Source organism: Paenibacillus arenosi, assembly GCF_014841135.1.
In the GTDB taxonomy this organism is placed as follows: domain Bacteria; phylum Bacillota; class Bacilli; order Paenibacillales; family Paenibacillaceae; genus Paenibacillus_B; species Paenibacillus_B arenosi.
Genome location: NZ_JACYTN010000045.1, coordinates 1 through 12,374 on the forward strand (window position 1 = coordinate 1; position 12,374 = coordinate 12,374).

Annotated in this window: 12 protein-coding genes and 1 pseudogene; 2 read left to right on the top strand and 11 right to left on the bottom strand. The window is 37.2% G+C overall.

Translation table 11 applies throughout. From position 1 onward, the window contains the following. Positions 1 to 454: 454 nt before the first annotated feature. Together IFO66_RS23400 and IFO66_RS24450 are read right to left on the bottom strand one after the other, a co-directional pair. Positions 455 to 982 (bottom strand): pyruvate kinase, encoded by a 528-nt coding sequence (locus IFO66_RS23400; protein WP_192027428.1) that lies wholly within the window; start codon positions 980 to 982, stop codon positions 455 to 457. Between the two features lie 56 nt (positions 983 to 1,038). Then, positions 1,039 to 1,203, bottom strand: a pseudogene (locus tag IFO66_RS24450) (hypothetical protein); the annotation flags it as partial. 290 nt (positions 1,204 to 1,493) lie between these two features. Between IFO66_RS24450 and IFO66_RS23410 the strand changes: the two are divergent. Beyond that, the gene (locus IFO66_RS23410; protein WP_192027429.1) at positions 1,494 to 1,928 is read left to right on the top strand and encodes a DUF3997 domain-containing protein; all 435 of its coding nucleotides are present in this window, start codon (positions 1,494 to 1,496) and stop codon (positions 1,926 to 1,928) included. 287 nt (positions 1,929 to 2,215) lie between these two features. Here the strand turns inward: IFO66_RS23410 and IFO66_RS23415 are convergent, their stop codons facing one another. From IFO66_RS23415 to IFO66_RS23450, 9 genes are all read right to left on the bottom strand, one after another. Then, positions 2,216 to 2,695, bottom strand: a complete 480-nt coding sequence (locus tag IFO66_RS23415; RefSeq protein ID WP_192027430.1) for a hypothetical protein — start codon at positions 2,693 to 2,695, stop codon at positions 2,216 to 2,218. Positions 2,696 to 2,771: 76 nt separating this feature from the next. After that, a complete protein-coding gene (locus tag IFO66_RS23420) occupies positions 2,772 to 3,662 on the bottom strand; it encodes a hypothetical protein (RefSeq protein WP_192027431.1) in 891 nt (296 codons plus the stop codon). Between the two features lie 408 nt (positions 3,663 to 4,070). Continuing rightward, the gene (locus IFO66_RS23425; RefSeq protein WP_192027432.1) at positions 4,071 to 4,622 is read right to left on the bottom strand and encodes an SMI1/KNR4 family protein; all 552 of its coding nucleotides are present in this window, start codon (positions 4,620 to 4,622) and stop codon (positions 4,071 to 4,073) included. A 161-nt stretch (positions 4,623 to 4,783) separates the two neighbouring features. Continuing rightward, positions 4,784 to 5,974 (bottom strand): helix-turn-helix domain-containing protein, encoded by a 1,191-nt coding sequence (locus tag IFO66_RS23430; RefSeq protein WP_192027433.1) that lies wholly within the window; start codon positions 5,972 to 5,974, stop codon positions 4,784 to 4,786. 202 nt (positions 5,975 to 6,176) lie between these two features. Further along, positions 6,177 to 6,743 (bottom strand): SMI1/KNR4 family protein, encoded by a 567-nt coding sequence (locus IFO66_RS23435; protein WP_192027434.1) that lies wholly within the window; start codon positions 6,741 to 6,743, stop codon positions 6,177 to 6,179. Between the two features lie 35 nt (positions 6,744 to 6,778). Beyond that, on the bottom strand, positions 6,779 to 6,928 hold the full coding sequence (locus tag IFO66_RS24455; protein WP_192027435.1) for an aspartyl-phosphate phosphatase Spo0E family protein: 150 nt from the start codon (positions 6,926 to 6,928) through the stop codon (positions 6,779 to 6,781). Positions 6,929 to 7,171: 243 nt separating this feature from the next. Further along, positions 7,172 to 7,297: a hypothetical protein gene (locus IFO66_RS24165; protein WP_273015786.1), complete on the bottom strand. Its 126-nt coding sequence runs from the start codon at positions 7,295 to 7,297 to the stop codon at positions 7,172 to 7,174. A 19-nt stretch (positions 7,298 to 7,316) separates the two neighbouring features. Then, on the bottom strand, positions 7,317 to 8,597 hold the full coding sequence (locus tag IFO66_RS23445; RefSeq protein WP_192027436.1) for a helix-turn-helix domain-containing protein: 1,281 nt from the start codon (positions 8,595 to 8,597) through the stop codon (positions 7,317 to 7,319). A gap of 270 nt (positions 8,598 to 8,867) precedes the next feature. Next, complete coding sequence (locus IFO66_RS23450; RefSeq protein ID WP_192027437.1) at positions 8,868 to 9,353, bottom strand: hypothetical protein; 486 nt, start codon at positions 9,351 to 9,353, stop codon at positions 8,868 to 8,870. Positions 9,354 to 9,605: 252 nt separating this feature from the next. Here IFO66_RS23450 and IFO66_RS23455 point away from each other — a divergent pair, with 252 nt between their 5' ends. Then, on the top strand, positions 9,606 to 11,480 hold the full coding sequence (locus IFO66_RS23455) for a bifunctional metallophosphatase/5'-nucleotidase (RefSeq protein WP_192027438.1): 1,875 nt from the start codon (positions 9,606 to 9,608) through the stop codon (positions 11,478 to 11,480). Positions 11,481 to 12,374 lie beyond the last annotated feature (894 nt).

A 12,374-nucleotide genomic window follows, 5' to 3' on the forward strand; every position in this document is an offset into this window, starting at 1 on the left:
TGTCTTTTGAATTCTGCTGTAAATGTACGTCTTTGTTTTGGCATAGTAGATCCGCTCCTAGTATTATTCTCTTCATTCTACTAGCCCTTATTTTTATTGTCCAACTAAGTGTAGCCGATCCAAATTTCATCATTCGTTCTATAGGAAATTATAGTAATAGGAATATCATCACTTAAAATTTCAACGCTACTTAGAAGGGTTATCTTTTCATTTTCTATTATCGTTGAGACTTGCTCTCCCGATACCTTTATATAGTTTTGATTGTTTTCTCCAAAAAACTGATATATCGAAATAACAAAAATAATAATAATCGTTATGATAATAAACTTATTTTTCATTTTGTCATTACCTCAACTATTTTTAGTTTTGTGTCATTTCAAAAAATCCCGAAATCTCTTGCGGGTTATTAGATTGGCCTTCACTGGATAAAGCAGTCGATATACAGGGGGTATTTCTAGAAAATATCTATTTTACTTTTATCCCGATTCATACGCATACGTTGGCAAGCAACTTCATAATAAGAGTCATTTTCAAATTGAATATATCCCGCCAAATATAAGCATTTTAAGTAGTATTCAAAATCTTGATTCCCTACAACTTGTTGCTCTTTCTCAATACCACCAAACACTCGCAACTCACACATTAGTAATCCTGATCCGCCCTGACAGGTTGCCGCTGACATATAGGTGCCATCTTTTGATTCAATAATTAGATTGTTTTTTAAATAGTTCCGTCCGAGAAAGGCACCGGTTTCATCATTAAATTTAAATATTTCCTCAATAACTGCTTTGTCACGAAACTTATATGCTTTTACTGCATCCTTAAAATTAGCACACGGATCTTTAGCAAGGTCAGCAAAACAATTAACATCAACCTCTTTTGCTTTATAGCGTTCTTTTAATCTCTTATCGATATCATCTAAAGTAAATGGATTTGGTACTTTTAATGCAAGATAGGCTCTATATAATTTGTCTATATTCATTTACAGACCACCTTAAAATTATTTTTTCATAGTGACTTCATTTCAATAAGAAAAAGTCATCTACTGCGGGGTGACATTAAGATACGACGGCCATCCATCCGAAATTTCCGTTTTATCCGTACCATCTTTTTTAACTTTTTATATAGCCCGCCTTCATCGGAAAAGCTGCGATAATAAATCCACTCACCCTGGCTTGCATATATTCCTTCGTTGTTTAGATTTCCGCTCGTATTTCCAGCTTAAAGCTTATTCGGAGCTCCTGAAGCATGCGCCATAGCAGTTGTTGAACTGACAATTAACCATGCAGAAATGAGTATTTTCTTAATCAAAATAAACACCCTTTCTAGAATGAAGTACATCTTACGATTCCTAAACGTTCTATATCTGTAATTAGTTACATTCTATTCTCGTCGTACCACGAAACTTATGCTACTTTTTTAAGTGAATATCAATAGAGCAGTGAATGGTATGGAGGTACCGCGTGGTTATAAAGACACAAAGATGTATACGAATGAAATTGTTATATTTGTTGATGTTTTTAGTTACTTTCAGCATACTCCAAGGCTGCATTGGCCCGGGAATCAGTGATTTTGAGATTAAACTATCAGGAGGTTATTCCGTTCTTAGAACTGAGCCGAACAGGGTTATTATTTCCCTACAGGAAGCGGATGATATTTTCGGCTCTCCTGTCGTTGGAACAAAGGTAGTACAGGTTGGTTGGAATGAGGATTATATCGTAGCGAAACAAGTGGGTTTGAAGCTAGATCCTAATGCTACGAACGAACACATGATGATTCTGGATGACAGCAGGACTAACTTTTACATACTCGACCTAAACAATAAAAAGAAATACGGCCCTTTACATGAAACTAGCTATGCTGAACAAAGAAAGAAACTAAAAGTACCTAATGATGTAATCCTGCGAAACCTGGATGAACTACGTTAGTTAAGGAGAGTGCATATGAAAAGAACGTTACTAATCGCTTGTCTAGTCTTTGATCTGATTTGGATAAATGCAATATTTGAAAAAGGTATATCTTCAACTACGTCACACATTGGTACATCGGAGAAAGGAGACACCAATAATGATCAATGGATTACCCTAAAGAGTGGTATGTATGCGCAGTCGGATCAAAATACATGTACCTTATCAAAATTATTGATTTTCAGAAGTAGGTGAAAAATGTTTCTCCGCTTACAAATAGAAATGCTGTTTTTACTGACTTCACATACTCAGTATTTAAAAATTTGTTCTCCGTTTTCATTATAGAACGCAATAACATTTTCTAAATTTTTAACTCTAGCATCAAAAATTCTATAAACTTTATTACCTTCTTTGAATTTAACTACTTTCTCAGATCCATCTTCAAATATAACTTTGAAATAATCTGTTTGACTTTCCAACTTCGTATTACTTACGTACATAGTAAAACTGCCTGCCTTAAACCCACCTATATATATTCCAGACTTATGAATCGAAGAAGCGTTACGTGAGTATATAAATTTACCTCCTGCTTTTCCTTCAAGAAAATATATAATTACTCCATTTTCATTTTCACGAATAAGATGATAGCCATCATCATATTTCACGGTGAGTGTTGGTGAAAAATTTTCGTTTTTCAAGAATAGTGTAAGATCGCTCTCATCAATAGTTTGATGCTCACTACACCCTACTGTTAGAAGAAAAAGTAATAGTAGTAAAGTTTTTTTCATAATAACCTCTTTTCAAATTAATTAAATCAACTACCACGGTACTATACCGCAGCAGTTGATTTACAGTCATTACTAATTAATATTCGATAGTTATGGCAGTGACAGGCATGTGATCCATTGAGATTGAGTTTTTCACCTCAAGATCACCGCCACCTTTAATATTAATAATCAGTGTTGATAATAGTTCTACTTGTGCATGAGAGTAATGCCCAAAAATTCCGGCTCTTAGATCAAATGCATTAGTTTTTCCAATTGTTGCTGAAACATAGCCTCTATGATTTTTATGTTGAGCGAAAGGAGTAGCCCAGTCACCAATTAAATCTATTTCGAATGCTAACCCATGACGATTTCTATGTGGCGTTCCAAATTGCGATGCAGTCTTCGTCTCTTGGAATTGATTCCGTGAATTATAAACATCATAATTGTAAACTGCAAAATCAGATCCACCTTCAAAAGTAGCTGAACCACTATAAGTAAGCGCAACGACATCAGTTAATGTCCACATCGGTTTCTTCAGCCAATCAAAAGAATTTTTAATGTAATACCGACCACCCCCTAAAGATGAATATGATGTAGTCATCTTCATCCACGATGTACTGGTTTGATCAGAGCCCCAGCCACTCATAACACTAATTGGATTAGCCAAATCTTCCGCAAGCTCTTTGTAAGCTTGCTCCTTGGTTATTTCGACACTCGTTGGAGAAACAAGTGCCTTTTCGTCAAAAGCATTCATTACGGTCTCAGTTACCCGATAATACCTTTCTTTTGATTCTACTAGAACACCATTCATACCTTCTAACCTGCTCTTTACTTCATCAGTCATATCACTAATTTCTTGATCACTAAAACCAAGCTGTTTATATCTTTCATAGTCTGTCATATTTCCATTCAAAGATGAACTACTTGCAAAAACCTGCGTCGAACTAAAGATAAAGAAACAGAGCATAATTAATAAAAATTTTTTCATACTAATTTACATCTCCTTTTTTAACTTATTCATTCATTTGTAGTTCATTCTTCTTTAATTTATTTTCAATCTATTTGTTGCATGATAACTGCAACCTATCCTTGCTGAGCAGTTCCTGTATGTCTTATTCTTACCTCTGTCTTAACCATTGCTGAAAGGCTTAGGACAGTTAGACTAAGACAAAAAATATCTAAAAATGGCTTTTTAACTGCTCTCATTTTTTCTGTCCGCTGAGTATTATCTTTGTTGTTTTTCTCTTTGTCGTGTAAAATAAAACCTTATAGTAGCCACTATCACCCCTTTCTCGCACTCCTGCATTTCTTTGTTTGATGAGTAATCATTTTAGTCAAAAACATATATAAATTTACACATATAGGAATAACAAACCCCTAACACTTGCACACAGAACTAGGTGTTTATTTTTAACGTTCTTGATACTTCTATAAGTTCGTGAATGCTGGCGTAATAAGGGACAGTATGAGCGGCATAAGAATTAAAATACTTTGGGTTCGACAGGATGGTTTGCAGCCAATCTTTAAAACACATATGCGCGTCGTAATAACGACCTGCAGAAGAGCTAAACACAATGTATTTTCTTAATTGCAGATTGGATAAATCCATATAAAATGTAGTCGTCTGATAGCGGGCAAATGGAAGTAACGAAAGTGATGACGAAGATGGAAGCATATCCTTTTCATACGCGAGTAAATACACGGAGAATATATCTAGCTGAGTATTTTTGTTATCTGGGTATAATACCGCTCCATCATTTATCTTGAGGAAGTCTATATAATCGGATGGGAGCTTTGCTCGTATGCCTTCTTGAAACTTGAGGAGATATTCTTCATTAACAGGCGGATTTGAATACAATGTGATTGGACGCTTTGCATGTAAGTTTTGATTTGTAATGTTGGTTTGCTCCTGCCTGAAATTATTTAAGATACGTTCAATCTCATTCAACTACAACACTCCTATAAACGAACTAATTCAGACATCTTTCGTCGTTATTATCCTTACTCTCTCTGGAGACAACCTAACCTTACCTAGGGTTTTGAATAATTGAATTTTATTTTTTTTTATCGAAACAAAACCCGAGTAACAAGTACTCGGGCCCCTCATTATTAAACACATAGCCAATTATATGCTTTATCATGGGCTGAGATATTTTTGTACTCTATCGTGGACTTGGCGAAGCATTCTAAAGCAGCCTCCGGATCATTATTGTGCAATAAGATATCTCCTTTAAGCTTGTAATAATGCGCAAGATGAGCACGCTTAATTGGGGCTGTACGGGGATCAATTATAGATTTTTCCATAAGAGTTTCATATGTAAATAGTTTTTCCGCAGACTCAACATCTAATCTAGACATATAAATATCCATAAGAGCTACAACAGCATGAACGATATTATATTCAGATGGATTCTCTAAATACGACTCTAATTGCTTCATTCCAAGATCAACGTTCCCACTCGAAGTATTTATGCAACCGATCATATACTTAATATTATCTTGAGAAAATGCATCTTGAAACTTACTAAACTTATGGAGATAATCCCTACTCTTTTCGAGTTCATTTAAATAATAATAAGTAGTACATATATTAAATAGTGTATGTGCATAGTATTTATTTTCAGGACCAGCATTCTTAATAATATACTTACTGAACTCAAGAGAATCATTAAATTCTGATAAACTATAGGCATGAACAGCTAGCATATAGAACAACAGCGTTTTTTCCTCCGAAAGTAAGAAATCCTTGTAGTCTAATATATTCCTGCCAAATCGATACGTTTCATATAATTTTGTAAAATCATTTCTTTCAATTTTATACTTTTGAACTAAAGCTTTTGCAAGATAAGTAGCAATCCCATGGCTACGAGAGTAATTGATAATCAAATCTAACAACTCTAGTTTCACGGACTCTTCATCTTGCTTCATTGTAAATTGATACAACTCTCCAACTGCATCATAACTCTCGCCTTTAGCTATAGTTAAATAACGCTCCGCAATTCTAGATATAGTTGTTGAAATACATTTACGTTCTATAGCTTCCTCAAGTATTGTCCACAGAGATAAAGCGCTCTTCTCCCCTTGAACATACAATCCGATGTAATCTTCATATGGAATGCTCAATACTTGCATGACAGCTTGTAACTTTTGATAGTCTGGTTTCTTTACTTCTCCATTTTCAAGTTTAGATAGCGTCCCTTTGCTTACACCTGTCGTGTTAGCTAGTTCCGACAAGGTCATTTCAGACTTCATTCTGTATGTACGAACTAAATCTCCCAATGAAAAAGCGGCACTATTCAACCCTCTCACCTTCCAAGTTTTATGAGATTTTAATCTATTATGAATGACAAAGGACTTCAGGTTGTCATCAGAACACTTATAAGGAAGACCTCTTCTCAGTGAATTGTTGTGTGGTAACTCAATTCTACAGGAATAGGTCTTCCTTTTGCTGTTCATCTATTTACACATAACGCTCTCACTGCCTATCGTTTGAAACACAATACTAGATATTTATTTTAAATGCTCGGGATACCTCTACAAGCTCTTGAATGCTGGCGTAATAAGGGACGGTATGTGCATGAAAAACCTTACTTGCATAAGAATTGAAGTACTTTGGGTTCGACAGGATGGTTTGCAGCCAATCTTTAAAACACATATGCGCGTCGTAATGACGACCTGTAGAAGAGCTAAACACAATGTATTTTCTTAATTGCAGCTTGGATAAATCCATATAAAATGTAGTCGTCTCATAGCGGGCAAACGGAAGTAGTGAAAGCGATGATGAAATCGGAAGCATGTCCTTTTCATACACGAGTAAATACACGGAGAATATATCTAGCTGAGTATTTTGGTTATCTGGATATAATACCGCTCCATCATTTACCTTGAGGAAGTCTATATAATCGGATGGAAGCTTCGTTTGTATACCTTCTTGAAACTTGAGGAGATAGTCTTCATTAACTGGCGGGTTTGAATACAATGTAATTGGACGATTTGCATGTAAGTTTTTAGTTTTGATGTTGGTTTGTTCTTGCTTGAAATTATTTAAGATACGTTCAATCTCATTCATCTACTACACCTCCGTAGTTAAGATGGAACAACTAATTACTTGGGCTTGTTCATAGCGTATTCATTCAATAATTCGTCAAGCTGTTGACTTATTAATACCACCCTATTATCCGTTAGACTTGCACATACACTTATAAGCTGTATCATCTCAATTCTTTTCTTCTCAATTACTTCAATTATGGTCATATTTAGCACCTTAGTTCATAGTGAAATAGAACCCCATTCCATGTTGGTGTTGGCGCCACACCGTATCCTCTTCTTCTCTAAGAATAGGTTACCATGGGTTTTGGATAACGATTTCCATATTTTTTCGAACGAAACACCTAACTATTTTTTCCGAAACAAAAGAAGGCTGATCTTATGGAGAACAATCATTCTTCCTAAGATCAACCTTCTTTATATACTCGCTATTAACAAATCAAGTAATACTTAGTTTTTTGCATCCCACGGTGCTCCTCCAGTGAATGCCACAATAACATCATCTGCATGAATTATACCTATCGATAAACATACTGCCATGACAAGAAGTGGAATCTTAGCTACTAACTTTTTCATATGACTGTCCCCTTCCATACTATGAACTAAGTATATTAAAAACGAGATTCAGCTCCTCAATTGCTTTACTATTCGGACTATTTTCGGTCTGAAGAGTTGAATTCGTTATTAACGATAAACTATAGAAGGCTTCATTATAATACGATATACCGGCATATTCTATTGCACTCTTCCGATAGTATTCTAATGCTTTATTAAGATCACCTGTCTCTTTAAGCCATACGCCTTTAAGTCTATAAAAATAAGCAAGTTTACCTCGTTTTTCTGGAGTTGCACGAAAATCATTAAGAGATTTCATCATAGCTTCTTCATACATAAATAGCCTTTCCACATCATCGAATCTACCCTCAGATAAATATAATTCTGTAAGTACAATTATAGTGTACACAATATTATATTCAGAAGATTGACTTAGATATTCCTCCAATTGAACTATCCCTAACTCGAGGTTTCCACTACGAATACTAATACAACCATTCATGAATCGTATATTGTCCTCGACAAATGGAAAAGAATATTTACTATACTCTTGAAGATAAAACTTACACTGATCCATTTCATTTAAAAGACAGTGTGAATTACAGGCATTAAATATCGCATGCGCACGATATTCACTATTAGTATTGTCATTTTTAATTACAAACTCACTTAATTCAATTGATTCTTTATATTCTTGTAAGCTAAAGGCATGGACTGCTAATCGATAGTGCAACGCCACTCGTTCTTTTTCATTCAAAAAACCGGCATAATCTAATAAATATCTGCCTGATTGATATGTTTTACTTAGTTTACTGAAATCATTTCGCTCAATGAGATACTTCTGGAATAGTCCTTTTGCAATGTACTGCATAATACCGTGACTTCGAGAAAAATCAATAAGTAATTGCAATAACTTAAGCTTAAGATCCGGTTCACTTTTTTGAATGGCGATATCAAAGAATTTAGCTACAACCTCATGACTCTCGCCTTTCGCAACCGCCAGATAACGTTCAGCAATATGTACAACGATCTTTGAGGGACAGTTCCGATCAATGGCCTCTGAGAAGATTCGTAATACAGCACTAGCGCTCTTTTCTGCCTGAATATAGAGGCCAATATATTCTTCAAATGCAATACCAAGTGCGTCTGTAACAGCTTGCAGCTTATAATATTCGGGCTTCTGGACTTCCCCATTCTCAAGCTTTGACAGTGTACCTTTACTCACTTCAGTTATTCTCGCTAGTTCAGATAGGCTCACATTAGACTTGGTTCTGTATTTATGAATCAGCTCTCCTAACGATAAAGTGACACTGCTCAACATACTCACCTTCTCCTTCATGTATTACGGATAAATCTTCATATTGAACATGCGATTATTAAACGGAAGTTAATTTTAAAATGTCTAAGATGGGGATTCCAAATGAAGTTGAGGATTAGAGAAGAAGATGTGGATATTTGAATCCTACCAAATACTTGTAAATGATGTCAATATTCCAGTAACGTTAATGTTGTACAATTTCATGGAAAACCGATAAAGATTCGCCTCAGATTGTTGAAGAGTATATCGTGTTATATGTAACGAACGCCCCCATCACTCTTCTATTATTCTTTTCATAAATACAAGAAAATTGTCCCATCCCCCTGTAAATGACATGTTCATTCCCAAGCCTGCTCTTCTTAATTTGTCTCTCAATTGAATGAATGCTTTTCTTTCTTTTTCAGTTAATTGAGCATTCGGGAAGCCCGTATATTCAGGATACCGAGATAGAACATGCGCTATAGCTATTAGCTCTTTATTCGATTGTTTATCTATCAAATCTGATTGAGACCCATAAACTTCAATCATATGTAGATTTTCTAAAATGTCTTCGATCTTTTCTAAGATTACACTTTCATCCACCCAATTCATTTTGATCTGATAATCAATTGCACTTTCCAATTCAATAAAGTCATGCATCACCATAGTTGCGGCATGATTAAGAGCTTCTTCATTCGAGTCATACCTGATATAAGAAAATGCAAGGAAGAGTACATTTAAACAAATAGACACAGCAAATATAGCCTTAAATAGTCTCATAGCTCCTCCTTTTCTTCTCCAATAATCGGCATGCTGCTTCGAACATTATTTTACAATAATACTCCATTCACCGTTTCGTGCCATACTAATTCCGTCGCTTCTCACTTAACTGGTAGCGCTTTCAATTTTATTCATAAATTTCATCCAGATTTAACGCTTATTTTACAGTGCCTGACTATATTCCTACCTAGGTCCTATGATACAATCAAAACGAACATAATTACATACATCATTCAGGGGGTATTCCATACCATGACTGCCAAAAAACTTGCACTTGCACTTTCTCTAACTGCTATGCTCACAGCAGCAATGGCGGGACCTATCTCTGCAGCTCCATTCGAGCCAATTAAGCACATCGATTGGATGCAAGAGAAATCATTCGTTGGCGGTGGACAAGATGGTCTCGCACTTGAACGTCCGATCACGCTTATCGAAGCAGTTGTAATCTTCTCTCGTGTACAAGGTCAAGAAGCGGCAGTAAAAACAGTAGACCCTGCGGTTAAAGGCAGCTGGGCTGCACGTTCCCTTACTTGGGCGAAGCAAGCTAACGTTGTTGACGCAGAGCAGTGGAAATCCCTTCACAAGCCTGTATCTGCAGAAGTTTTGAATGCGGTTGCAAAAAAAGTAGGTATTGAATTGAAAGCAGAAGGCGAGACCGTTACTCGTGAAGCTTTCATTAACGCAGTAGGTGAAGCAATTACGGTTCATTTGACAATTGGTCATACGAATGACGTTCACGGTCATGTCGTTGAAGACGAGCGTGGCAAGGAAATGGGCTACGCGAAAATGGCTACCTTGATCAAAGAAATGCGTGCGGAGAACCCGAACACAATGCTTATCGATGCAGGTGACATGATCCAAGGTACAATTTATGTAAACTTGTCCAAAGGTGAATCCGTTCCTGCACTTGTGAACCCACTAGGTTATGATTTGATGACAGCGGGTAACCACGAGTTCGACTTCGGTCATGAGCAATTGACGAAAGTGTCCAAAATGTTCGAATTCCCTGTATTGGGCGCGAACGTATTTGATGCAGCAGGCAAGCCATTGTTGAAGCCTTACGTGATCAAAGAAATCGAAGGTAAGAAAATTGCGTTCCTTGGTCTTGTAACAGAAGAAACACCAATCGTTACTCACCCTGATAACGTAAAAGGCCTTACTTTTAAAAATACAGTTGAAACGGCTAAAGAATGGGTACCGAAGCTGCAAGAGTTGGCAGACAACGTAATCATCGTGTCCCACTCTGGATTGGAAGCAGACCGTGAGATGGCGAAGAGCATTGAAGGCGTAGACCTTATTATCGGTGGTCACTCTCACACGAAATTGTCCAAGCCTGAGCTTGTTAACGGTGTTTACATCGTACAAGACTGGGAGTACAGCAAATCCCTAGGCCGTGTAGACCTTTACTACCATAATGACGAAGTCGTGCATTTCTCTGGCGGATTGATTGAATATGATAAAAATACAAAAGCAGACGAAGAGACAGCGAAGCGCGTTGATGCTTTGAAGAAAGAATCGGATGCATTGTTGAACGTGAAGATCGCTTCCACGCCAAATGTGTTGGAAGGCGACCGTACGAAAGTTCGCGCAGAAGAAACTAACTTGGGTAACATGATCGCTGACGCTATGCTTGAGCGCAGCCGTTCCATCCCAGGCTTCGAAGCTGACGTAGCAATTACGAACGGTGGCGGTATCCGTACAACGATTAAGAGCGGCGACATTACGAAGCGTAACCTGTACGATGTACTTCCATTCCCTAACACAATGGCAGTCGTTGAAATCTCCGGTAAAGAGCTTGTTCAAGCGATGGAGAATGGTGTAGCTGATCTAGAAGCTGGCGGCGGACGCTTCCCGCAAATTAGCGGTATGTCCTTCTCCTTCGATGCTAAGGCTCCTAAGGGCAGCCGCGTGAAAGACGTAAAAGTAGCGGGTAAAGCAGTTGACGAAGCGAAGCAATATCGTGTAGCAACGAATGACTTTATCGTAGCTGGCGGTGACGGCTATGAAATGTTCAAAGGCAAAAAAGCACTTAACACAGGCGTAACGTTGTATGAAGTGGTTGAGGACTACCTCATCGCGAAGAAAGAAGTTGCACCGAAGTTAGATGGACGCATCACGAAGCTGTAATCCAATATATAGCAAGATGTCATATTGCTGTAACATGGATCAGCTACAATAGACATAAGAGTCTCATAGACTGAGATCAAAGCGTTCGTCCCCTTCCTATTGCATAAGCCCCTTGCGGTAACTGCACTTGATGTGCAAACGCCGTAAGGGGCTATTTTCGCATGAGCATGATTCTTCTGATCATTCTTCTGTATGTACCTTCCCCGCTCCCCAGCGTGGGCATCATTGTAGATTTATAGATGTACTCACAGGTGACAGTTCCTTATCATTTTTATAAATAGGTCGCTCACCAAAGTAAACATCCACAGAACACCGATTAGAATGAACATCCAACCAAGTAAAACATTACGTTTTCTGACCCTAGTAGGTGAAGCATTTCCTTGCCAATCGTTCATCATACGTCGCTCCTGTCCGATAAGTTGATGAAGGTAACTATACCGAACAGACATGATTGAACATTCAGCAAAATATGAAGAAATAATGAAGATGGTAGTACATACGTACGCGCATAAAAAGGCAAGAGCATCGTAAACCAGCTATATAATAACTAGAAGCTAGCTCTAACGTCCCCCTCTACGAATCACGTCTACAACTTTGTAATTTGTAATCTCTCAAAAACTGCAAAAGTGCAGTTTTTTTAGCCTGAAAATGGAGAATTGAGGACAATTCCTGCAAATATGCAGGTTTTTAAGAGGAAACGAGCCTAAACAGGAAAAAGTAACGAAAATAAATGCACTTTTGTCACAATAGAAAGTTCTCAGTTGCCAAGGGCGGTCAAGTCCATATTTATGTGTAAATTCCTCGTCGTCAAAATGGTTACTATTTGGTTTGAGGACGTCGCCAAGTATGGTACGCATTGAGATCTACGTACTTTTTCCCTGTCGTCCATTTGTC